At 56.1% G+C, this 21,859-nt stretch carries 20 protein-coding genes; 9 read left to right on the forward strand and 11 right to left on the reverse strand.

From position 1 onward, the window contains the following. The first annotated feature begins 234 nt into the window (after positions 1-234). A complete protein-coding gene (locus tag ACN0TS_RS18160; protein WP_417260743.1) occupies positions 235-2,235 on the forward strand; it encodes an aldo/keto reductase in 2,001 nt (666 codons plus the stop codon). A 31-nt stretch (positions 2,236-2,266) separates the two neighbouring features. Here the strand turns inward: ACN0TS_RS18160 and phoB are convergent, their stop codons facing one another. The 9 genes from phoB to gmk all read right to left on the reverse strand — a co-directional run bounded on the left by phoB (position 2,267) and on the right by gmk (position 10,990). Further along, positions 2,267-2,956 carry a phosphate regulon transcriptional regulator PhoB gene (phoB, locus tag ACN0TS_RS18165; RefSeq protein WP_417260744.1) on the reverse strand — a complete coding sequence of 230 codons (690 nt, stop codon included), beginning with the start codon at positions 2,954-2,956 and terminating at the stop codon, positions 2,267-2,269. Beyond that, positions 2,956-3,678 carry a phosphate signaling complex protein PhoU gene (gene phoU, locus ACN0TS_RS18170; RefSeq protein WP_417260745.1) on the reverse strand — a complete coding sequence of 241 codons (723 nt, stop codon included), beginning with the start codon at positions 3,676-3,678 and terminating at the stop codon, positions 2,956-2,958. Before phoU ends, phoB begins: the two co-directional genes overlap by 1 nt. An 18-nt stretch (positions 3,679-3,696) precedes the next feature. Next, entirely contained in the window at positions 3,697-4,494 is a 798-nt protein-coding gene (gene pstB, locus ACN0TS_RS18175; RefSeq protein ID WP_417260746.1) for a phosphate ABC transporter ATP-binding protein PstB, read from the reverse strand. Positions 4,495-4,504: 10 nt separating this feature from the next. After that, positions 4,505-5,836 carry a phosphate ABC transporter permease PstA gene (gene pstA / locus ACN0TS_RS18180; RefSeq protein ID WP_417260747.1) on the reverse strand — a complete coding sequence of 444 codons (1,332 nt, stop codon included), beginning with the start codon at positions 5,834-5,836 and terminating at the stop codon, positions 4,505-4,507. Further along, positions 5,836-7,305: a phosphate ABC transporter permease subunit PstC gene (gene pstC / locus ACN0TS_RS18185; protein WP_417260748.1), complete on the reverse strand. Its 1,470-nt coding sequence runs from the start codon at positions 7,303-7,305 to the stop codon at positions 5,836-5,838. Before pstC ends, pstA begins: the two co-directional genes overlap by 1 nt. 102 nt (positions 7,306-7,407) lie before the next feature. Beyond that, positions 7,408-8,439: a PstS family phosphate ABC transporter substrate-binding protein gene (locus ACN0TS_RS18190; RefSeq protein ID WP_417260749.1), complete on the reverse strand. Its 1,032-nt coding sequence runs from the start codon at positions 8,437-8,439 to the stop codon at positions 7,408-7,410. Positions 8,440-8,649: 210 nt separating this feature from the next. Continuing rightward, positions 8,650-9,717, reverse strand: coding sequence for a sensor histidine kinase (locus ACN0TS_RS18195; protein WP_417260750.1), 1,068 nt, complete (start codon positions 9,715-9,717; stop codon positions 8,650-8,652). 95 nt (positions 9,718-9,812) lie between these two features. Beyond that, on the reverse strand, positions 9,813-10,346 hold the full coding sequence (locus tag ACN0TS_RS18200) for a gamma carbonic anhydrase family protein (RefSeq protein WP_417260751.1): 534 nt from the start codon (positions 10,344-10,346) through the stop codon (positions 9,813-9,815). Continuing rightward, positions 10,343-10,990 carry a guanylate kinase gene (gene gmk / locus ACN0TS_RS18205; protein WP_417260752.1) on the reverse strand — a complete coding sequence of 216 codons (648 nt, stop codon included), beginning with the start codon at positions 10,988-10,990 and terminating at the stop codon, positions 10,343-10,345. The genes ACN0TS_RS18200 and gmk overlap by 4 nt, the downstream gene beginning before the upstream one ends. Positions 10,991-11,581: 591 nt before the next feature. On the opposite strand from gmk, the gene ACN0TS_RS18210 reads away from it, so the two are divergent. After that, positions 11,582-12,262, forward strand: a complete 681-nt coding sequence (locus ACN0TS_RS18210; RefSeq protein WP_417260753.1) for a PAS domain-containing protein — start codon at positions 11,582-11,584, stop codon at positions 12,260-12,262. A gap of 119 nt (positions 12,263-12,381) precedes the next feature. After that, complete coding sequence (locus tag ACN0TS_RS18215) at positions 12,382-12,780, forward strand: GNAT family N-acetyltransferase (RefSeq protein ID WP_417260754.1); 399 nt, start codon at positions 12,382-12,384, stop codon at positions 12,778-12,780. 79 nt (positions 12,781-12,859) lie between these two features. Here the strand turns inward: ACN0TS_RS18215 and ACN0TS_RS18220 are convergent, their stop codons facing one another. Beyond that, the gene (locus ACN0TS_RS18220; protein ID WP_417260755.1) at positions 12,860-14,230 is read right to left on the reverse strand and encodes a class II 3-deoxy-7-phosphoheptulonate synthase; all 1,371 of its coding nucleotides are present in this window, start codon (positions 14,228-14,230) and stop codon (positions 12,860-12,862) included. Between the two features lie 506 nt (positions 14,231-14,736). On the opposite strand from ACN0TS_RS18220, the gene ACN0TS_RS18225 reads away from it, so the two are divergent. The 6 genes from ACN0TS_RS18225 to ACN0TS_RS18250 all read left to right on the forward strand — a co-directional run bounded on the left by ACN0TS_RS18225 (position 14,737) and on the right by ACN0TS_RS18250 (position 20,533). Further along, positions 14,737-15,921: an ABC transporter substrate-binding protein gene (locus ACN0TS_RS18225; RefSeq protein WP_417260756.1), complete on the forward strand. Its 1,185-nt coding sequence runs from the start codon at positions 14,737-14,739 to the stop codon at positions 15,919-15,921. Between the two features lie 118 nt (positions 15,922-16,039). Then, positions 16,040-16,915, forward strand: a complete 876-nt coding sequence (locus ACN0TS_RS18230) for an ABC transporter ATP-binding protein (RefSeq protein ID WP_417260757.1) — start codon at positions 16,040-16,042, stop codon at positions 16,913-16,915. Further along, on the forward strand, positions 16,912-17,619 hold the full coding sequence (locus tag ACN0TS_RS18235; protein WP_417260758.1) for an ABC transporter ATP-binding protein: 708 nt from the start codon (positions 16,912-16,914) through the stop codon (positions 17,617-17,619). The genes ACN0TS_RS18230 and ACN0TS_RS18235 overlap by 4 nt, the downstream gene beginning before the upstream one ends. Before the next feature lie 3 nt (positions 17,620-17,622). After that, positions 17,623-18,633 carry a branched-chain amino acid ABC transporter permease gene (locus ACN0TS_RS18240; protein WP_417260759.1) on the forward strand — a complete coding sequence of 337 codons (1,011 nt, stop codon included), beginning with the start codon at positions 17,623-17,625 and terminating at the stop codon, positions 18,631-18,633. Continuing rightward, on the forward strand, positions 18,630-19,946 hold the full coding sequence (locus tag ACN0TS_RS18245; protein ID WP_417260760.1) for a branched-chain amino acid ABC transporter permease: 1,317 nt from the start codon (positions 18,630-18,632) through the stop codon (positions 19,944-19,946). The genes ACN0TS_RS18240 and ACN0TS_RS18245 overlap by 4 nt, the downstream gene beginning before the upstream one ends. Further along, positions 19,946-20,533 carry a nucleotidyltransferase family protein gene (locus ACN0TS_RS18250; protein WP_417260761.1) on the forward strand — a complete coding sequence of 196 codons (588 nt, stop codon included), beginning with the start codon at positions 19,946-19,948 and terminating at the stop codon, positions 20,531-20,533. Before ACN0TS_RS18245 ends, ACN0TS_RS18250 begins: the two co-directional genes overlap by 1 nt. A 77-nt stretch (positions 20,534-20,610) precedes the next feature. On the opposite strand, the gene ACN0TS_RS18255 is transcribed toward ACN0TS_RS18250, so the two are convergent. Beyond that, the gene (locus ACN0TS_RS18255; RefSeq protein WP_417260762.1) at positions 20,611-21,192 is read right to left on the reverse strand and encodes a Hint domain-containing protein; all 582 of its coding nucleotides are present in this window, start codon (positions 21,190-21,192) and stop codon (positions 20,611-20,613) included. Between the last annotated feature and the right edge of the window lie 667 nt (positions 21,193-21,859).

A 21,859-nucleotide genomic window follows, 5' to 3' on the forward strand; every position in this document is an offset into this window, starting at 1 on the left:
AAAATGCCTCGGATGGAAGACACCTGCCGAGGTGTTCCGTGAAAAGATGATGGAAGAGATGGGGCGATCCCCCTACCCTCAAAAAGAATAGGAGTCGCAGTTCGATTATCGCTCACAGAGCGCGAGGCTCCAGAACGCCCATTTGGATACCCCACCTGCCCAAATAGACGTTGCCATGTGTCCCCCCATCCGTAACCGTGTTGGTGAATTATACGCGACCACGTGAGGACAGAAATGACACAGGTATCTTGGGGCATTATCGGGCCAGGCTCGATTGCTCAGAACTTTGCAGACGGCTTGGCTCAAGCGCCATCAGGGACGCTCACCGCGATTGCAAGCCGCAGCGCTGCGCGGCGTGCTGCCTTTGGCGATGCACATGCGATTGCCGACGATATGCGCTTTGCCGATTATGCCGCACTATGTGACGCGCCCGATGTTGACGCCGTCCACATCGCCGTGCCGCATCCGTTTCATGCCGAGCTTGCCCTCATGGCGCTGCGTGCAGGTAAACATGTCTCGGTAGAGAAACCCGCGGGCCTGAATGCTGCTGAGGTCACGGCGCTTGTCGAAGCCGCTGCGCAAGAAAACCGCTTTTTCATGGAAGCCTATATGTACCTGTTGCATCCGCAGATCGCGCGGATGATCGATATTGTGCGCTCTGGCGAGATTGGCGACATCACACATATTCGCGCCACCTTCGGGTTTAATGCGCCGTTTGATGCCAGTTCCCGACTTTACGACCCTGCCCTTGCGGGCGGCGCAATCCTCGACGTTGGAGGCTATCCCGTCTCGGCTGCGCGTTTGGTTGCGGGGATTGATGAGGGTAATTTCGCGATGCCAACATCGGTGAAAGGATCGGGAATCATTGGTGCGTCTGGTGTGGACGAGGTAGCGTATGGGCTGTTGACCTTTGCCAATGGCATTACCGCCGAGATCGCCTGTGCCGTGGCCCGCAACATGGATAACACCATCCAAGTCACAGGCACCAAAGGCAGTTTGACCCTGCCAAATCCGTGGGTTCCGGGGCGCAACGAAGGACCATCGGACACGACAATCGAGATCACTGTGGATAGAACCACACGGGAAGAACACCTGCAACACCCTGAAATGTTGTTCAAATTCGAGGCGGAGGCCGCAAGCCAAGCCATTTTGGCAGGACAGGTTGAGATGCCTTACCCTGGCATGTCGCATCAAGGCTCCATCGGGAATAATACCGTTCTGGATCAATGGCGAAAGGAATTAGGGTACAAGACCTTTGCTGAACAGGACGGCGTTGTGCGCATCTTGCCGCGCTGTTTGCCCCCTGGATTGCCGCAGGTGCCACGTGACAATGTTGACGGGGTGCCAAACCCGATGTCGCGTCTCGTGATGGGCTGTGACAACCGCGAAACGCCTGCCGAGGGCGCGATTGTATGGGACGCGTGGATGGAGGCCGGCGGCAATAGCTTTGACACAGGCTTCGTCTATGGCGGTGGCTTGCATGAGAAGGTGCTGGGCCAATGGATCAAATCACGCGGTGCCGAAAAGGACATAACCGTGATCGTCAAAGGGGCGCATAGCCCCTATTGTTTCCCACGTGCCATCGAGGCGCAGCTCGACATGTCCTTGGCCCGATTGAACCTCGACCATGCGCCGATTTATATCCTGCATCGTGACAATGAGGCGGTGCCTGTGGGTGAATTTGTCGAGGCGATGGCGCAGCTCAAAGACAAAGGTAAAGTCGGTATTTGGGGTGGTTCGAATTGGTCGACGGAGCGCTTCGCGCAGGCCGTCTCGTATGCCAAGGAGCATGGGCTCCCTGCCCCGTGCATACTCAACAATAACCTGTCACTTGCTGTGATGACCAAACCTGTTTGGGACGGCTGTGTCACCTCTAACATGCCTGAATCGCTAAAGTTTTTGCGCGACAACGATGTGATGCACCTGAGTTGGTCGTCGCAGGCGCGTGGCTATTTCCTGCCACGGGATTTGCGTGATCGTCTGCCCGCGGACACACGTCCAGAGACCTGCTACGGCTCGGATGACAACACAGAGCGGCGGGAGCGCGCACGGGAGTTGGCGGCAAAATATGGCGTCTCGGCGCATAATATCGCGACCGCATGGGTGTTGGCACAGAGCTTTCCGTCCTTTGCCCTGATCGGCCCGCGCAGTCCCGGAGAGATTGCCTCCACCCTCCCCGCGTTAGACCTTAATCTGACGGCGGATGAGGTGGCGTGGCTCAATCTTGAACGTTAGGGATAACGATTGCTAAGGGCGATTGCCGCCCTTAGCCCAAGGCATAGCCCGCGCCGCGCACAGTGCGCAGCGGATCGTCGCCACCGAATTGGCACAGTGCTTTGCGCAGACGCCCGATGTGGACATCGACGGTGCGGGTATCGACGTAAATGTCGCGTCCCCAAACACGGTCCAAAAGCTGCTCACGCGACCACACGCGGCCCGGTTTTTCCATAAAGGTCGAGAGCAAGCGGAACTCGGTCGGACCGAGTTTTAGCCCGTTGCCATCACGCGTGACGCGGTGGGTTTCAGCGTCCAGAACGATATCGTCAAACGTCAGCATCTCGCCCGCAGCGGCGGGTCGCACACGGCGTAACTGAGTGCGTACCCGCGCCATCAGTTCGATCACCGAATAGGGTTTGACGACATAGTCGTCGGCCCCTGTTTCAAGGCCGCGCACACGGTCAACATCCTCGGAGCGGGCCGAGAGCATGATGATCGGAATATCACGGGTCTCAGGACGCAGTTTGAGGCGGCGGCAAATCTCGATCCCCGACACGCCAGGCAACATCCAGTCGAGCACGATGACGTCGGGCTGATCCTCGTTGACGAGCAAAAGCGCCTCATCGCCATCCTCGGCACGCCCTACGAAATATCCTTCGGCTTCAAGGTTGTAGGCGAGAACCTCGCGTTGTGCGGGCTCGTCCTCAACCACCAATACACGGGGTTTTTGGGCGGCCATTAGCCGTCCTCCAGACCAATATGCGTACGAGAGGTCACGTCGCCTTTGGGACGGGCATCATCGGGCATCTCGCCTGTCACAAGATAGATCACCTGCTCAGCCACCGAGGTGGCATGATCGCCCATGCGCTCGATGTTCTTGGCGATGAAATGCAGGTGCATACAGGCGGTGATGTTGCGCGGGTCTTCCATCATAAAGGTCAGGAATTCGCGGAACAGGCCGTTGTACATCTGGTCAACGTCGATATCGCGATGGCGCACGGTCTCGGCCAAGGCGGCGTCCCGTTGGATGTAGGCATCCAACGACAGGCGCAGCATCTCCTCGACCTCGCGGGCCATACGGCGCAAGGAGGCCCCTGCTCCGTCAATCGGGCTCATTTCGGCCAGAACGCCCGTGCGTTTGGCGAGGTTTTTGGCGTAGTCACCGCAGCGCTCGAGGTTTGTGGTGATCTTCATCACCGACAAAACGGTGCGCAGATCGCCTGCTGTGGGCGAGCGCAGCGCGATCAGGCGGGCGGCCTCTTCGTTGATTTGAACGTCGAGTGCGTCGATGACTTTATCGGCGTTGCGAACGCGTTCGGCCAATTCCACATCGCGCTCTTCGAGGGCGATGGAGGCGTCTTTGATGTTGGCTTCGACCAAGCCACCCATTCTCATGATAAGGGCTTGAATTCCTTCAAGATCGCGGTCGAAGGCGGAGGCAATGTGTTTTTCGTTGTTCATGGGTCTCTGTCCTATACCTTATCCGATCCGACCGGTGATGTAGCTTTCGGTGCGGGGATCTTGCGGGTTGGTGAAAATCTGACTGGTATCGCCATATTCAACGAGGTTTCCGAGGTGGAAGAATGCGGTTTTCTGGCTGACGCGAGCAGCTTGCTGCATTGAGTGGGTCACGATCACCACCGAGAAATTCTCGCGCAGCTCGTCGATCAATTCTTCGACCTGTGCGGTAGCAATCGGATCAAGCGCCGAACACGGTTCGTCCATCAACAGCACTTCGGGTTCGGTGGCCACAGCACGCGCGATGCACAAACGTTGCTGTTGTCCGCCCGACAGACCCGTTCCGGGGGCATCAAGGCGGTCTTTGACCTCGTCCCAGATCGCGCCACGGCGCAGTGATTTTTCGACGATCACGTCCAGATCGGCCTTGCTACGGGCGAGCCCGTGAATGCGCGGGCCGTAGGCGATATTGTCGTAGATCGATTTCGGGAACGGGTTGGGCTTTTGAAACACCATCCCGACTTTGGCCCGCAGTTGCACAGGGTCGACACGCTTGTCGTAGATATCCTCGCCATCCAACAGGATTTCGCCTGTGACACGGCAAATATCAATTGTGTCGTTCATGCGGTTCAGTGTGCGCAGGAATGTGGACTTGCCGCAGCCCGACGGGCCGATAAAGGCCGTGACGGTCTTGTCCTTGATCTCCACGTCCACGTCTTTGATGGCGTGGGTATCGCCATAATAGACCTGCACATTTTTGGCGGAGATTTTGGTGTCGTTCAAATCCACGGATCGGTTTTGTTGTCGCATATCGTTCATAACGAACCTCCTACCAACGACGCTCGAAGCGGCGGCGCAAAATGACGGCGATGATGTTCATGGTCATCAAGAACGCCAGAAGAATGATGATACCGCCCCATGCACGCTCATAGTAAGCGGGGTCGGCGCGTTTTGCCCATTCGTAGATTTGGGCAGGCATAGCGGAGTTCGGGTCCAGAAATCCCGACGCGATGCCATCAGGCATATTGGATGCGATGTAGCCGACCATACCGATGAGCAGCAACGGTGCGGTTTCGCCAAGGGCTTGGGCTAGGCCAATGATGGTCCCTGTCAGGATACCCGGCATTGCGAGTGGCAACACGTGGTGAAAGACAGATTGCATCTTTGACGCGCCTATTCCGAGGGCGGCATCACGGATCGACGGCGGCACCGCTTTGAGGCTTGCGCGGGTCGAGATGATGATGGTCGGCAGCGTCATCAGGGTCAGGACCAAGCCGCCAACAAGCGGCGCGGATTGCGGCAGGTGGGCGAGTTGGATGAACACAGCCAAGCCAAGAATACCGAACACGATGGAAGGCACGGCGGCGAGGTTGGAAATGTTCACTTCGATCAGGTCGGTGAAGCGGTTTTGCGGTGCGAACTCTTCGAGATAGATCGAGGTGGCCACACCGATGGGCAAAGCCAGAACAAGCACGACAATCATCATAAACAAAGAACCGACCATCGAGACACCGATCCCCGCCTGTTCAGGACGGCTTTCCGAGGCATCTGCGCCAAGGATGAAATCGGCGTTGAAGGTCGTATCCATGACGCCAGCGGCAACCATTTTGTCAGCAATCTCAAGATGCTCGGCATCAAGGTTTTTATCCCGTAGCAGACTTTCGGCGCTGACGCGGCCTTTGAAATAGCCGTCGACCCGCGAGGAGGTCAGCAAGCGGAACTCGACCGTTTGTCCGATAAGATCAGGATTGGACAGAACAGCGTCACGGACCTGCGCGGGGGCAGATGTGGACAGCAGTTTGCCGAGGTCTTTGTTCTTCTTGAACGGGTTGTCGATGCCGTGAGTTTCAAGTGCTTTCGCCAGCGCGGTTTCGACGAGCGGCTTGTAGCCAAAGGTCGTCACCTTCGCCATGACGGCGGGATCACGGACACCTGACTTGTCGAGTTTGGCTTCGGGCAATTCAATTGGCACCGTGACAAAGGTCTGTTTGAACGCAGGCGTTCCGTTGCCGATGATGGTGGTCAGCAAGACAGCCAGAACAGCAAGGCCAAGGACGATGGCCCCGATCCCGTAGGCTTTGAACCGTGCTTCGGAAGCATTGCGGCGTTTGGTGTGTTTGGTTTCGTCAAACAGCGAGGATTTGGAAGTAACGTCGGACATCAGTCGTACTGCTCCCGATATTTGCGCACGATAACAAGCGCAATGATGTTAAGCCCGAGGGTGATGACAAAGAGGGTCATCCCGAGAGCGAAGGCGACGAGGGCTTCTGGCGAGGAAAAGTCTGCATCCCCCGTCAGCTGCGAGACGATCCGTGTGGTCACGGTGGTCATGGCCTCGAACGGGTTCATGTCGAGTTGAGCGGCGGCCCCAGCCCCGAGCACCACGATCATGGTTTCGCCAATGGCGCGTGAGGCGGCCAACAAAATCGCGCCGACAATGCCCGGCAAAGCAGCGGGAAGAATGACGTTCTTGATCGTCTCTGACGGGGTGGCACCAAGGCCCAAAGAGCCGTCGCGCATGGATTGGGGCACAGCGTTGATAATATCGTCGGACAGCGAGGACACGAAGGGAATGAGCATTATGCCCATCACCAGACCTGCGGTGATGACTGCGCGTCCGCCCTGCATCCAATCGACACCCAACAGCCCGCCGTCACCGAACAAGGAGACAAGCATGGGGCCAACGGTGAGCAAGGCAAAGAGACCGTAGACGATGGTCGGAATGCCTGCGAGAACTTCGAGCAGAGGTTTGGCAAAGGCGCGTGTCTTTGGTCCTGCATATTCGGACAGGTAGATCGCGGCGAACAGACCGATTGGTACGGCCACCAGAAGCGCGATGATCGAGATGTAGAAGGTGCCCCAGAACAGCGGCAGGATACCAAGCTCGGACCCCCCACCAAAGGACGGCGCCCATGTGGTGCCAAAGAAGAAGTCCGTCGCAGGATAGAGCTTGAAAAACTCGATGGTGTTGAAGATGAGCGACAAGACAATGCCAAGGGTGGTCAGAACCGCCATAGAGGCCGCAGCCAACAACAGCGTGCGCATGACGCTTTCGACTTTGTTTCTGGCACGGGCGTTGCGTGAGGTCCCCTTGAGGGCAAGGAAAAACCCGAGGAGCGACACCCCAAGGGTCAGAGCGGTCATCATCCAACGACCGGTCACCGACTGGCTGCGGTACACCTGTGCGGCGGCGAGCACATCGGCAGAAATATCCGTGCCAACGGCGACACCGACGCTGCCGAGCAGGCCACGTATGTCGTCCGTCGCCATCAAGGTTTGGGTCTCGGTCAGGCTCAAAGCGCCCTGCCCCACAGCCACGTCCAGACCATCGGCCACACGGCGGACATCGGACATGATGAGGTTGAGTGCCCCGGAGTCTTCAAATGAGGTGGCGGGGATCATCGCGGCCACTTGGCCTTGGATGATGATCGGCTGCATGATGACCCATGCAACCAAGACGAACAAGCCCGGCACAATCGTGGCGAGCATGACGTTGGTGCCATAGTATTTGGGCAGGGAATGCAGGCGGCGCACATCGCCTTCCGCGTCGGACATGGCCCGCGCTCGGCCAAGCACAAAGCCTACCAGAGCCAAAGCCACTACAAGAATTAAAAGCCAGAAGGCAGACATGGCTGCTCCGTTAAATCAGGGGTGAGATCTGTGTCTCGTTTCTTGTGGGGTGAGGGTGCGCAATAGCCATCGCGCACCCCCTGTTTCTAGCGCGTCTGGCGCTTATTTCATTGTGTCTTCGTTGGACACTGCAGCTTGGGTGTCGGCCAACTCGGGGTCGGACACGAGACCGTATTCTGCAAGCGGGCCATCGGGGCCTGCCATGTCGTCGGAAACGAAGAACTCAGCGTAGTCTTTGACGCCAGGGATCACGCCGATGTGGGCTTTCTTGATGTAGAAATACAGCGGACGCGACACAGGATATTCACCGGAAGCGATGGATTCTGTGGTGGCTTCAACGCCCGAGACTGTTGCTGTTTTCAACTTGTCTGTGTTGTTCTCGTAGAAGGCCAAACCGAACACGCCGATGCCATTAGGATTGGCGTCGATGGATGCGAGGGTTTCAGTGTAGTCGCCGTCGATGTCGACAGATTTACCGTCAGTGCGCACAGCCATACAAGCGGCTTCGGCATCGTCCTCGGAGAGGCCCAGCTCGATCATCGCGTCAAAAGCACCCGTGGTTTCGCAGCCCGTGAGAAGAACTTTTTCTTCAAAGACTTCGCGTGTGCCGTGCTTGGTGCCGGGGATGAAGGCCATGATGTCTTCAGCAGGAAGGTCGCCGTTGACGTCGGACCATTTCATGTTGGGGTTATCAACCAAGGCGCCGTCTACGACGAGTTGAGCGGCCAGACCGTTGAAGATGTCTGCAGGCTCGAAAGCGGTGTAGGCAGGGCCGTCAATCTGGCTGGCAAAAACGATGCCGTCATACCCGATGCGGACTTCGATGATGTCTGTCACACCAGCTTCGGCACAGGCTTTGATCTCTTTGTCGCGAATTTTGCGCGAGGCGTTGGCAATGTCGATGGTGTTTTCGCCAACACCTTCACAGAACCGTTTGAGACCCGCAGAGGAGCCACCGGATTCAACGACTGGTGTCGGGAAGTCGAAGTTTTCGCCAAAGGCTTCGGCAACGATGGAAGCGTAGGGCAGAACCGTGGAAGATCCGGCAACCTGAACCTGATCGCGCGCAGAGGCGGCGGAGGCGCAAACGGCAGTGATAGCAATCGCTGAGGCAGTCAGTTTTACGAAAGACATATGTAGCTCCTGTTGTCTTATCTCAGGGGTGTGTGTCCCCTTCGACGCCGAGACCTAAGGTTCTCTCGCAATGCTTTTGTGTCTGTTTTGTAACAGATACATGACATGAACTCATTTTACGAAAAAAACAGCAGCGCTTTTATGTGACATCAGAGAGCGAAATTGTGACATTTGCATCCAGGGTTTGCGCACCATGGTAGGGCTAAACCCTTATTCGTAAGGCAAAATGACCGAAAAACAGGTGCCCTGCCCCTTGTGGCTTTCGATCTTGAGCCGTCCGCGGTGGCGATTGAGAATATGTTTTACAATTGCCAGACCAAGCCCCGTGCCGCCGAGTTCACGCGAGCGGTGAGAATCGACGCGGTAAAACCGCTCAGTGAGGCGGGGGATATGAACAGGATCGATTCCCTCGCCCTGATCGAGCACATCGACCCGCAACGCAGGCCCGCGCAGGGTCGGCTCTTGGGCATGGGCAGTGACTTGCACCAAGACCTCACGATCCGTGCCGCCATATTTGATCGCGTTCTCGATGAGATTGGTGAACACTTGGGTTAGCTGGTCGTGGTCGCCTGCAATCATCGTGGCGTCTTGTGCGCCTTCAAGGGTCAGGGTGACATCCTGTTTTTGCGCCAAGGGCGCCAAGGACAGTGCCACAGAGCGCAGGATTGCACTGATGTCGATCTCTTCGGTTGGGCGCACCCGACGGTCGGCCTGAACGCGCGACAACGAAAGGAGATCCCCAACAATACGGTTCATGCGTCGCGCTTCTTTGCCCATGATCTCCAAAAAACGCGTGCGTGCCCCCGCATCATTGGCGGCTGGCCCTTGAAGCGTTTCGATAAAACCCAACACCGCCGTGAGAGGCGTGCGCAATTCGTGAGACACATTGGCCACAAAATCACGACGCATCTGCCCTGCCTCGTCCACTTCGGTGCGGTCCTCAAAGGCGACGGTGACACAGGCGAAGTCATCGGTGATGACGGGATTGGCGTGAACATTATAGTGTAGATCGCGTCCTGCCTCGGTCACGCGGTATTCGGCGCGTGCGGGCTCGGACAGGCGCAACACGCTTTCGATCGCGTCGAGCAACATCGGTTGGCGCAGCACAGTTATATAGTGGCGCCCCTCGTTGCCCTTACCAAACATCGCTTCCGCTTGGGCATTGGTCGCCATGATCCGCTCGTCTCGCCCGACAATAATCACGGGAAACGGCAAGGCCGCTGCCATTTGGGTCACCAACTGCGCTTGTGTCATCTCTATTACACTTCTTTCTCGCATGTGACCTCCTTGCGTGTGTGGAAGGCAACTTAAAGCGCGATGATAACAATCCCATGACAGGTTTATGACGGGACAAAGTTCAATTTTGCGCGGTGCTACCCGTCAATTGCGGTCAGCCCCTCGCGAAATTCCCGCGCTCTTGCTTGGTAGTGAAGGGCCGAGGTGCGTAGGGATTGGATTTGCGCATCGGTCAAAGTGCGGACCACTTTACCAGGGGCCCCCATGACAAGTGATCCGTCGGGGATTTCCTTTCCCTCGGTGATCAAGGCCCCTGCCCCGATCAGACAGTCGCGGCCAATCTTCGCGCCGTTCAATACCGTAGCTCCCATGCCGACCAGACTGTTTTCACCAATGGTACAGCCGTGCAGAATTGCTTTGTGGCCAATGGTACACCCCGCGCCAATGGTAAGCGGAAAGCCCATGTCGGTGTGCAGCACACAGTTTTCTTGCACATTCGATCCTGTGCCGACTTCAATCGCCTCATTGTCGCCGCGCAGCGTCGCCCCGAACCAGATGTTAGCCCCCTCGCCCAAGATCACCTTGCCGATGACATTGGCATCAGGCGCTACCCAATAGTCGCCGTTTTGCGGCAAAACAGGTGCATGGTTGCCTAAGGTATAAAGCGTCATGTCTCTTCCCCTTCAAACTCGGATTGCAACTCGCGCACAAACTCCATCAACCCCGGTTGTTGGCGGCGGCGCAGACGTTCGGCGGCGATAATGGTTTTGAGCCGCTCGAAGGATTGGTCCAGATCATCATTGATCAAGACGTATTCATAGCCATCCCAATGACTGATCTCGTCCCAACTCTGACGCATCCGTTTTTCGATTACCTCGGCGCTGTCCTGACCTCGGGTCTCCAATCGGCGTCGCAACTCGGCAATCGAAGGCGGCAGGACAAAAATCGACAGCACGTGATCGCGCAACGCCGAGTTGGCGATCTGCTGTGCGCCTTGCCAATCCACATCGAACAATACATCCGATCCCGACTCAATCGCAGTCCGCACAGGCCCCGCGGGCGAGCCATAATAATTGCCGAACACCAGAGCATGCTCCAACATCTCACCCTCGCTGACGGCGTATTTGAAATCTTCTTCGGTGGTGAAATGGTAATGTACGCCGTCTTCTTCGCCCTCACGCGGGCTACGGGTGGTGCTTGAGACCGAAAACTCCAACGTGTCATCCCATTCCATCAACCGTTTGGCCAAGGTCGACTTTCCGGCACCAGAGGGTGAGGACAGGATAATAAGAAGGCCGCGACGGCTTGTGGTCATGGATGGCTCCGTGTTGTCTTTTATTATAGGGGCGCGTTTGGTCCCCAATTTGGCATTACATCGCTTTTATCGCTGCCGCACGACTTTGGCTACACGTCGGGATGCGGGCGCGACAAGGAAATGTGTCGCAAACAAGGCAAAGCAGGTCTAATGGCCTCATTTGCGGCGGTCGACTCACCTCGAATGCCCCATTTGCGCCCGCTTTTACGCGACTCAAAAGGTTAACAAATCCGACATTCTCGACGTGTTTTCGCTTTGGAACCCAAAAAAATGTGCAAGGTGAAGTGTAAAGTCAACCTCAGAAACAACTTTAACGGTATGCGATTAAGTCTTTGATATTATTTGATAAGGACTCAATTCCTTTAAGAAAATTACCGAATGGGTACGCTCCTTATCCATGACTTTAATAAGGTTAATGCTATAAGCGTTAACCATTGATTAGGAAAATCCACCAATTTGGGCAAAGTCGTGGCATATTCACGTCAACCCGCAGTGACACGACTGCGACCAACACAATACGGATTTGACCACGGGGCACTGTAAAAGCCCCCGCGCGGCAGATCCAAGACGACTGACACAAGGTTAAAGATTATGAGCATCAACTCCAACACAGGTTCCAACGTCGTATCCCTGATGCCGCGTCGCGCGGAGATGATCTTTCCTGCTCTCAAAGATGTTGAGGCCTATTGGGAAGGTCTGCGCGGGAACCGCCCTATTCCGTCGCGCGGTGACATTGATCCACGCGGGATGCAGTCGGCGCTTGAATATGCCTTTATCCTTGAGCGTATCGCACCTGGTGTGGCCCGTTTCCGTCTTGCGGGGATGCATCTCACCGATCTGATGGGCATGGAAGTGCGCGGTATGCCACTAACCGCTATGTTCACGCCTGAGGCACGGGCGCAAATCTCGGCTGCCTTGGAAGCTGTGTGCGCAACTCCGAACGTCAGCACGATCTCGTTGAAATCTGCGGGTGGCATGGGACGTCCTGCGCTCGAAGCGCAGCTTTTGCTCTGCCCGCTGAAATCCGACCTCGGTGATGTGAGCCGCGTTCTCGGGTGCCTTCAGACGAAAGGTGAGATCGGACGACAGCCGCGCCGCTTTGACGTTGTTGAGGTGTCGACACGCGATTTGTTGGTCGAGGCACCTGCCGCGGCCCAAACGCCTGTGACCGAAATTCCAGGGGGCGAAGACACTCACCCCCGTGAAACGCCAAAAGCAGCGCCAAAGGCCGCGCGGCCTTTCCTGAAACTGGTCAGCGATAACGACGCTTAAACGGGCAATACAGACATCACGAGCGAGACTTGGCCTCAATCGTCATGTCTCAACTTGCGCCTTTGCCATAGACGCGCCACCTTGCGCGAAGAATGCTGGACACATGAGGCGGAGTTGCAATGCAGGTGAGCTATACGATTGAACCCGATCTGACGGCGGAGGCGTTCTTGGACGTTCTTCGCCGTTCGACACTGGCTGAGCGCCGCCCTATCGAGGACGCCGACAAAATTGCGGGTATGGTTGCGGGAGCCGATGTCATTGTGACTGCACGTGACGAGACTGGCGCACTGCTTGGCGTGGCGCGGTCGATCACCGATTTCCATTTCGCGCTCTATTGCTCAGAATTGTGCGTCGACGAAGCGGCTCAGGGACACGGCATTGGCAAGGAGCTTCTGGCGCAAACGGTCAAAGCCGCACCGAATTGCAAAAACTATCTGCTTCTATCCGCGCCAAAGGCCGTCAGTTTTTACGAGGCCGCAGGCTACACGCGCCACGATGATTGTTTTCTCTTCGCCTGATTGTTTAGCGACCAAATGACTATGGAAAAGAAAAAGCCGCGCCTGAGGCGCGGCTTTTATCATATTGATATGACTGACTTTAGGCTGATGCAGCTAGTGCATTGCCCTCGCGGGTCTTCTGCAATTCCTCGGCCACGAGGAACGCCAGTTCCAAAGACTGCGAGGCGTTAAGACGCGGATCGCAAGCGGTGTGGTAGCGGCTTGACAGATCCTCGTCGGTCACGGCGCGCACGCCGCCCGTGCATTCGGTGACGTCTTTGCCCGTCATCTCGAAATGCACCCCACCCGGGATTGTGCCTTCGGCGCGGTGAATGGCAAAGAATTCCTGCACTTCGGCCAAGACATTCTCGAAGGGTCGCGTTTTGTAGCCCGACGGGGATTTGATCGTGTTGCCGTGCATCGGATCGCAGGACCATACAACATTAGCCCCTTCCTCTTTGACAGCTTGGATTAAGCGGGGCAGATGTTCGGCCACTTTACCTGCGCCGAACCGTGCGATGAGCGTCAAACGGCCCGCCTCGTTGGTGGGGTTGAGTTTGGCCATCAACACTTTGAGGTCTTCGGCGGAGGTGGTTGGACCACATTTCAACCCGATGGGGTTTTCAACGCCAGAGCAGAATTCAACATGCGCACCGTCCGGCTGACGGGTGCGGTCGCCGATCCAGATCATATGACCGGAACCTGCGATTGTCGCGCCTGTGGTGCTGTCGACGCGGGTCAACGCCTCTTCGTATTCGAGCAAAAGCGCCTCATGAGAGGTGTAGAAATCCACAGTGTTCAAGCCGCTGTTCTTCTCTGCGGTCATGCCCGCTGCGGCCATGAAATCAAGCGTATCTTGGATACGGCTCGCCATGTCGCGGTATTTTTCTGCTTCGTCGTTTTCCGTGAACCCGAGCGTCCAGGAGTGGACACGATGCACATCCGCAAAGCCACCTTTGGAGAAGGCGCGCAACAGGTTGAGCGAGGCGGCTGCCTGTGTGTAGGCCTGCAACATGCGCTGTGGATCGGGGATGCGGGCTTCGGGGTTGAAGTCGAAGCCGTTGATAATGTCACCGCGGTAGCTTGGCAATTCGACACCATTCACGGTCTCGGTCGGGGCCGAGCGCGGTTTGGCGAACTGGCCGGCCATACGGCCAACTTTAACCACAGGCACTTTCGCGCCGAAGGTCAGAACCATCGCCATTTGCAGCATGACCTTGAACGTGTCGCGGATCGGGTCGGCACCGAACTCGGCAAAGCTCTCGGCGCAATCGCCGCCCTGCAAGACAAAAGCCTCGCCGCGTGACGCTTTGGCCAGTTCCTTTTTCAACGACCGGACTTCGCCCGCAAAGACGAGTGGCGGATATTTGGCAAGTTGGGCCTCAACCGCGTTCAACGCCTCTTGGTCGGTATAGTCGGGCATCTGCACACGGGGTTTGTTGCGCCATGTGGATTTGGACCAGTCCGTCATTGTCATCACTCCGAGATTTGCTCATTCAATTGCAGGTTCACGCCCATCACAGATGGAGTTTAGCGTAAACGGTTATGGGCTTATAAGCGCTGCATTGCGGCGTTAAAACCCATAATTCTGATTGTCTGGAGAGGTCAGATCATTAGGCCAGTTCAGGTTACGCGATGGCAAGCCGCCATTCGTCTCGTTTGGTCTTGCCCTAATTGAAGAATCACGCGCAGTTTTGCGCAGCCGACCAGTAAGCGATTCGTGCCGAAGAGGCTAAAAACACAGTGCGACGGGTATCGTTTTGTGAAAAATCCGTAGGAAATTTGACTGCTAGAGCGAATTAGGCAGGGGATTAGCGTCAGCAATCGTTGTCGCTATAGGCGTTTTGTCCAAAATGGCGACCCTACGGAAAGAAAAACGACATTTGCCTGTCCAGTTCCTTTGCAATAGGTTTTGATACCGACAATGGTCGCGCACTAATGACGCGGTCGACGTCTAACACTTGGGAGTTACGATCTATGAAGAAAATTTTGCTGGCCTCTGTGGCCTCCACCATGTTCGCGGGCGCTGCTTTCGCCGACGAAATCAAAATTGGTGTTCTGCTCGGCTTCACGGGCCCTGCTGAATCCCTTGCTGAAGATATGGCGTCTGGTGCTGAGGCCGCGCTGAAAGAAATTTCCGACAGCGGCAAGTTCCTTGATGGCACAACAATCGCAACCATCCGCGGTGACTCGACCTGTACCGATGCGGCTGTGGCTACATCCGTTGCCGAGCGCATGATCACTGCTGACGGTGTATCCGGCATCATCGGCGCACTTTGCTCCGGCGCAACGGGCGCGATTTTGCAAAACGTTGCTGTGCCAAACGGCATGGTTCAATTCTCGCCATCTGCAACATCGCCTGCTTTGACAACTGTCGAAGACAACGGCCTGTTCTTCCGCGCCTCCCCATCCGACGCCCGTCAGGGTGAAATCATGGCTGAAATCCTGATGGAAGAAGGCGTGAAGTCTGTTGCTGTGACCTACACCAATAACGACTACGGCAAGGGTCTTTCCGACGCGTTTGAAAGCTCGTTCACCAAAATGGGCGGGACTGTGACCATCAACGCTGCTCACGAAGACGGCAAAGCCGACTACTCTGCCGAAATCGGTGCATTGGCATCCGCTGGCGGCGACCTTCTCGTTGTGATCGGTTACCTCGACCAAGGTGGTAAAGGCATCATCCGCGCTGCTCTCGATACAGGCGCATTTGACCGCTTCCACCTGCCTGACGCCATGATCGGCGCCACCATCGAAGATGAATTCGGCTCCGAGCTTGACGGCACGATGGGTCAACTTCCTGGCGCAGATAACCCCAAAGGCGAGACACTGATCCAGATCGGTGAAGCCAATGGCTACAACGGCATGGCAGCATATGCGGCTGAATCCTATGACACAGGCGCTGTGATGGGCTTGGCGATGCAAGCAGCTGGTTCCACAGATCCACAGGTCTACAAAGACTTCATCATGGATGTGGCCAACGCACCAGGTGAGAAAATCTACCCTGGCGAGCTTGAAAAAGCGCTCGATATCCTGTCGTCTGGCGGCGAGATCGACTACGTCGGTGGCTCTGCTCTGGAATTGATCGAACCCGGTGAGGCCGCAGGCTCCTACCGCGTGATCAAAACCGAAGGCGGCAAGCAGGTCACTGTCGGGTACCGCTAAGACCATCTAACTGAACTGCAACAGCCCGAGGGGACTCCCTCTCGGGCTGTTTTGCCAACATCAAAAGACGCGTGGTCATGCTTGCACGCGCGGCACATATATTTTCGGGGGAAAACTGATGATCGAAGTGCGTGATTTACACATGCATTTCGGCGGATTCCGTGCAGTGGATGGGGCGAGCCTCACCATTGAGGAAGGGTCGATTACGGGTCTCATAGGTCCGAACGGCGCGGGGAAAACGTCGCTTTTCAACTGTATTGCAGGGGTGTTGACCCCGACCTCAGGACAAGTTCTGTTCGAAGGCAAAGATATCACGGGGCTCAAGCCTCACGAATTGTTCCACAAAGGCATTTTGCGCACCTTCCAGATTGCGCATGAGTTCTCAACCATGACGGTGCGTGAGAACCTGATGATGGTTCCTGCGCACCAGACGGGCGAAACGCTTTGGAATGCGTGGTTCAAACGCAAGACCATCGCCGCCGAGGAAGCCGCCTTGCGCCAAAAGGCCGACGAGGTTCTGGAATTTCTAACCATTTCACATATCGCGGACGAGAAAGCGGGCAATATCTCTGGGGGCCAGAAAAAGCTCCTTGAGCTTGGGCGCACCATGATGGTCGACGCCAAGATCGTTTTTCTTGACGAAGTCGGCGCAGGTGTGAACCGCACCCTGCTCTACACCATTGCCGATGCGATCAAACGGCTCAACGTCGAGCGCGGATATACCTTCTGTATGATCGAGCACGACATGGAGTTCATCAAAATGCTCTGTGATCCGGTCATTGTGATGGCCGAGGGTAAGGTGATGGCCACAGGCTCCGCCGATAGCATCATGCAAAACGAACAGGTGATTGAGGCCTATCTGGGCACAGGGATCAAAAACAAAGAGGCGACCGAAGGACTGACCAAAGACGCCTCTCCCGCTGCGTCCAAAACGAAGGCTAAAAAAGCGCCTGCCAAGAAAGCAGCCACTAAAAAGTCGGGAGACGCGACATGAGTTTCTTGCATGCAAACGCGATGACGGGCGGCTACGGCAGCGGCGCGGACATCCTGCACGAGTGTTCTCTCACCGTGCAAAAGGGCGAGATTGCCGTGATCGTTGGCCCCAATGGCGCTGGCAAATCCACCGCGATGAAAGCCGTTTTCGGGATGCTCAATCTGCGCGAGGGCAGCGTCAATTTTGACGGCGAGGATATCACACACCTCAGCCCGCAAGAGCGCGTCCACAAAGGCATGGGCTTTGTCCCGCAGACCCACAATATTTTCCCCACCATGACGGTGCGTGAAAATCTTGAGATGGGCGCCTTCATCCGTGATGACGACATCAACGAGACAATCGACCTCGTTTATGAGTTGTTCCCTGCCGTTTATGAGAAACGCGATCAGCACGCGGGCGAGCTATCAGGCGGGCAACGTCAACAGGTGGCGGTTGGTCGTGCCCTGATGACCCAGCCGAAACTGTTGATGCTCGACGAGCCAACAGCAGGCGTCTCTCCGATCGTTATGGACGAGCTGTTCGACCGTATTATCGAAGTGGCCCGCACGGGTATTTCGATCCTGATGGTGGAACAAAACGCCCGACAAGCCCTTGATATCGCGGACAAAGGTTATGTCCTCGTGCAAGGGGCTAATGCTTACACCGACACCGGCGCGAACCTTCTCGCCGACGAAGAGGTGCGCCGCACCTTCTTGGGAGGCTAAGACATGGATTTTCTCAACGCTCTTGTTGCTTTTACCAACTTCGTGATCGTCCCTGCCACGGCCTATGGCGCACAGCTTGCGCTTGGGGCGCTTGGCGTGACGCTGATTTACGGCATTTTGCGCTTTTCCAACTTCGCGCATGGTGAAACGATGGCCTTCGGTGCGATGGTCTCTGTTCTACTGACGATGCTGTTCCAATCGTGGGGCATCTCGCTCGGGCCATTGCCCACCGCCCTACTCGCCCTGCCCTTCGCAGTCGGTGCGACAGCGCTTTTGGTGTTGTTCACCGATAAATACGTCTACAAATTCTACCGCCGCGTCAAAGCCGCACCTGTGATGCTCGTCATCGTGTCGATGGGGGTGATGTTTGTGATGAATGGCCTCATTCGCATGGTGATTGGTACCGATGACCGTCGCTTTGCTGATGGCACCCGGTTCATCATTTCGGCGCGGGATTTTAAAGAATGGTCCGGTTTGTCAGAGGGGCTCGCCCTTCGCACCACACAGGTGATCACCGTTGTGACAGCCGTGATTGTCGTGGCGATCTTGTTCTGGTTCCTCAACAAAACCCGCACAGGAAAATCCATGCGGGCCTATTCCGATAACGAGGATCTGGCGCTGCTCTCGGGCATCAACCCCGAGCGCGTTGTGTTGATCACATGGATCATCGTGGGCGCTCTGGCTGCCATCGCTGGCACGCTCTACGGCTTGGATAAGTCGTTCAAACCCTTCATCTTTATGCAGCTTTTGTTGCCAATCTTTGCCTCCGCCATTGTCGGCGGCCTCGGGTCGCCCTTGGGCGCTATCGCGGGTGGTTTTGTGATTGCCTTCTCCGAGGTGACACTGACATACGCGTTCAAAAAGGTTGTCATTTATCTGGGACCACAAGATTGGAGCCCCGACGGGTTGGTGCAACTGTTGTCCACCGACTATAAATTCGCGGTCTCCTTTGCGATCCTGATCATTGTGTTGCTGTTCAAGCCCACGGGCCTCTTCAAAGGGAAATCGGTATGACCCAAGTTCAGTCCCAAAAATCCCGTACCCCGCTCTATTTCGCCATTATGGCGGCGCTCATCATCGCTGTTGGTTTCATACAATCGTGGAACTCGGCGCTGTTCATTCTCAACTTTGGCCTGATTTCCGCAATCATGGCACTCGGTGTAAACCTGCAATGGGGTTACGCAGGTCTGTTTAACGTCGGTGTCATGGGCTTTGTGGCCCTTGGCGGTCTGGCTGTCGTTCTGACCTCCATGCCCCCCGTCAAAGAGGCATGGGATGCAGGCGGATTAAGTGTGATGTTTGCGCTTGCCGTTGGTTTGGCTGTAATCGTCGGCGCTGTACTATTGTGGAAACGCCTGCGTCATACCAAAGCGCTCGGTTTCATCTTGGCGGTTTGGCTTATTGGCGGGTTCTTCCTCTTCCGCGCTGTCTTTGATCCTGCGGTCGCCGCGATTGAAGCCATCAACCCCGCGCAAACGGGCTACCTTGGCGGGGCCAACCTGCCTGTGTTGCTCGCGTGGCCTGTTGGCGGTCTGTTGGCGGCGGGAGCGGCGTGGATCGTTGCCAAAACGGCACTTGGTCTGCGCTCCGACTATCTCGCCATCGCGACCCTCGGCATTGCAGAAATCATCCTCGCGGTGATGAAAAACGAAGACTGGTTGTCGCGCGGCGTGAAAAACGTCAACGGCCTGCCCCGTCCTGTGCCTTATGAGATCAACCTACAACAAAGCGACTGGTTCCTCTCTCTGGCGGCAAAATTCGGTGCGGATCCTGTGACGGCCTCAACCATCTTTGTGAAGCTGTCCTATGCCTCGCTGTTCTTGATTGTGATCATCCTGATCGTGACGGCGATGGAACTGGCACTGAAATCACCGTGGGGCCGTATGATGCGCGCCATCCGTGATAACGAAGTCGCCTCCGAAGCTATGGGCAAAGATGTGACCGGACGCCATTTGCAGATTTTCGTCCTCGGCGCGGCGATCTGTGGCATTGCAGGTGCGATGATGACCACCCTCGACGGTCAGCTCACCCCCGTGACCTATCAACCGCTGCGCTATACCTTCCTTGTGTGGGTGATGGTGATTGTCGGCGGGTCAGGAAATAACTGGGGCGCCGTTCTTGGCGGTCTGTTGATCTGGTTCCTTTGGGTCGAAGTCGAACCCATCGGTACATGGCTCGTCAATCTCGTGACCTCAGGCATGACCGACGACAACCCGATCAAGGTTGGCCTGATCGAACGCATTGCCTATATGCGTCACCTGACAATGGGTGTGATCCTGCTCCTTGTTCTGCGCTTTAGCCCGCGTGGGCTCTTGCCTGAAAAGTAATGCGGGTTCTGGCAGGGATATGCGCGGCGGGATCATCGACCCGAATGGGGTTTGATAAACTCGCCGCGCCCCTGCCGACCGCGACGCCCCTAAAGGGCGACACATGTTTGACGCGGGCCTGTGCCGCCTCATCCCATCTGGATCAATATGTGATCCTTCCTCCACCGGACCATCCTTATTATTCGGCCCGAAAGGCCCTCATTGGCCCCCTGCCCGCACAGAGTGTGTCGGGCGGGTTTTCCGAGAGTCTCAAAGCCCTTGCGCGAGCGGCACAGGGCTATGACGGGCTTTTGGTGCAACTTGCCGATATGCCGTTGATTACGCCTGCGCATGTGGAGGCAATCCGCATAGCCTTCGAGGCGGAGGCGGGACGCGCCATTATCCGCGCGACGACGGATACGGGACGACAGGGCCATCCCGTCCTGTTTCCGGCTGTGTGTTTGCCCGCGTTTGAGGATTTGACGGGGGATCATGGCGCGCAGGCGATCGTGGCGCGGTTCGGTGTGACCCCGTTGGAGATTGCTGGAGATGCGGCTATTCGCGACCTCGACAGCCCTGCGGACTGGGCCGCCTTTGTGGCAGATTAAACTCCCGCTCTCGCCTGAAATGCAAAAGCGGCCCCGTGGGACCGCCTTTCAATGATATCGCCTGCACGGATGTGTGCTTAGGACGTGACGTGCATCGGCCGCGCTGTCACCGTGCGCCCGCCTTTGCCGTAGCCTTTCACACCGTAGCGCTCAGCCAGTTCAGGGAACAGGCGGTAGAGTTCGTCACGGGCATCTGCGTCGTGATCCGAGATGCGTTTGGCGGCGGGGTGAAAACACTCCGACCAGAACCCGTTGGTCAGCACCACTTCGGCGTTTTCAAATTGGAAATGAACATAGGACACGTCGAGCGGTTTGAACTGGCTAATCCCAGGCAGACCAACAAGGTGCTTTGCCGCCGAAAGCGTATCGTGGTCTTGGGCATACAGAGCTTTGCGATCAGCGGCGAGCAAGAGACGATGCTCGGGCGACACCACCAGATCGCGTTCAGGCAATTCACCACCCAATGCGCCTTTTTCGATCAGCACAGGCATCAGGTCTTTGTGACGTTCCAGATGCAACGCAGACAAATTGCGACGGCCAACCCATTCGATTTTCTGTGGCCCGTTATCGCGCGTAAACACCCGATCTCCGACCTGAAGAGATCCGGCTGGGACTTCGCCTCGTGATGTGAAAATTGCGATATTGGACGTCAGACACATAACTTACTCTCTATCAGATCGGCCCAGTCTCATATCGGACGTGGTGCCAATCTGTTAACGGGTTATTTTTACGGGAAAGACCGACAGATTATCGGTCCCAGTTCTTGTGAGAATTTACGCTTTTTTATCCAGTTTCGCAAAGGATTTAACCCTCACTCCCCCTCGTCCAGACGAGGCGCGAAACCGAGAAATATGTCAGGACTGTGGCACGCATTTTGCGCAAAAGGCGTCATTGTTTCGAAGGGAACTGCAAACGCAATTCCTGCGGCCAATCGTTCCCGAAATTGAAGTTAATAAAACGATAGGAACATCGAGCGAATTTTTAGAAATTTTATATCAATTTTGTGGGGTGAAGTGTGTTTCGGAAACAATATAGCTACCTGACAACTGGCGCTTCAAAAAACGGAAATAATCGCGCTCGAAACAACGTGAAAAGCCGCATAAGAACGAATCAATCACGCACAGTAGGAGGGATAAATGCCATCGGTGTGCGTGAGAGTGGGATAGAAAAGAGAGGACACCGCGTACAATCGGTCTTATGCCGAAGGTCGATTTGACGCTGAATCAACGTTCTCATCGGGTGAAAGAAGGTAACCACCTCATTGGCACCGCCTTCTTGGTGATCAGATAAGATCTTAAGCTCTGTCGTTATTGTCGTCGTTATGGA

Origin of the sequence: Celeribacter sp. (genome assembly GCF_048266405.1) — a bacterium.
In the GTDB taxonomy this organism is placed as follows: domain Bacteria; phylum Pseudomonadota; class Alphaproteobacteria; order Rhodobacterales; family Rhodobacteraceae; genus Celeribacter.

Bases quoted from the DNA above. Each gene is read 5' to 3' on its own strand.
- ACN0TS_RS18160 (WP_417260743.1), top strand. From the start codon at position 235: ATGACACAGGTATCTTGGGGCATTATCGGGCCAGGCTCGATTGCTCAG.
- phoB (WP_417260744.1), bottom strand. From the start codon at position 2,956: ATGGCCGCCCAAAAACCCCGTGTATTGGTGGTTGAGGACGAGCCCGCA.
- phoU (WP_417260745.1), bottom strand. From the start codon at position 3,678: ATGAACAACGAAAAACACATTGCCTCCGCCTTCGACCGCGATCTTGAA.
- pstB (WP_417260746.1), bottom strand. From the start codon at position 4,494: ATGAACGATATGCGACAACAAAACCGATCCGTGGATTTGAACGACACC.
- pstA (WP_417260747.1), bottom strand. From the start codon at position 5,836: ATGTCCGACGTTACTTCCAAATCCTCGCTGTTTGACGAAACCAAACAC.
- pstC (WP_417260748.1), bottom strand. From the start codon at position 7,305: ATGTCTGCCTTCTGGCTTTTAATTCTTGTAGTGGCTTTGGCTCTGGTA.
- ACN0TS_RS18190 (WP_417260749.1), bottom strand. From the start codon at position 8,439: ATGTCTTTCGTAAAACTGACTGCCTCAGCGATTGCTATCACTGCCGTT.
- ACN0TS_RS18195 (WP_417260750.1), bottom strand. From the start codon at position 9,717: ATGCGAGAAAGAAGTGTAATAGAGATGACACAAGCGCAGTTGGTGACC.
- ACN0TS_RS18200 (WP_417260751.1), bottom strand. From the start codon at position 10,346: ATGACGCTTTATACCTTAGGCAACCATGCACCTGTTTTGCCGCAAAAC.
- gmk (WP_417260752.1), bottom strand. From the start codon at position 10,990: ATGACCACAAGCCGTCGCGGCCTTCTTATTATCCTGTCCTCACCCTCT.
- ACN0TS_RS18210 (WP_417260753.1), top strand. From the start codon at position 11,582: ATGAGCATCAACTCCAACACAGGTTCCAACGTCGTATCCCTGATGCCG.
- ACN0TS_RS18215 (WP_417260754.1), top strand. From the start codon at position 12,382: ATGCAGGTGAGCTATACGATTGAACCCGATCTGACGGCGGAGGCGTTC.
- ACN0TS_RS18220 (WP_417260755.1), bottom strand. From the start codon at position 14,230: ATGACGGACTGGTCCAAATCCACATGGCGCAACAAACCCCGTGTGCAG.
- ACN0TS_RS18225 (WP_417260756.1), top strand. From the start codon at position 14,737: ATGAAGAAAATTTTGCTGGCCTCTGTGGCCTCCACCATGTTCGCGGGC.
- ACN0TS_RS18230 (WP_417260757.1), top strand. From the start codon at position 16,040: ATGATCGAAGTGCGTGATTTACACATGCATTTCGGCGGATTCCGTGCA.
- ACN0TS_RS18235 (WP_417260758.1), top strand. From the start codon at position 16,912: ATGAGTTTCTTGCATGCAAACGCGATGACGGGCGGCTACGGCAGCGGC.
- ACN0TS_RS18240 (WP_417260759.1), top strand. From the start codon at position 17,623: ATGGATTTTCTCAACGCTCTTGTTGCTTTTACCAACTTCGTGATCGTC.
- ACN0TS_RS18245 (WP_417260760.1), top strand. From the start codon at position 18,630: ATGACCCAAGTTCAGTCCCAAAAATCCCGTACCCCGCTCTATTTCGCC.
- ACN0TS_RS18250 (WP_417260761.1), top strand. From the start codon at position 19,946: ATGCGGGTTCTGGCAGGGATATGCGCGGCGGGATCATCGACCCGAATG.
- ACN0TS_RS18255 (WP_417260762.1), bottom strand. From the start codon at position 21,192: ATGTGTCTGACGTCCAATATCGCAATTTTCACATCACGAGGCGAAGTC.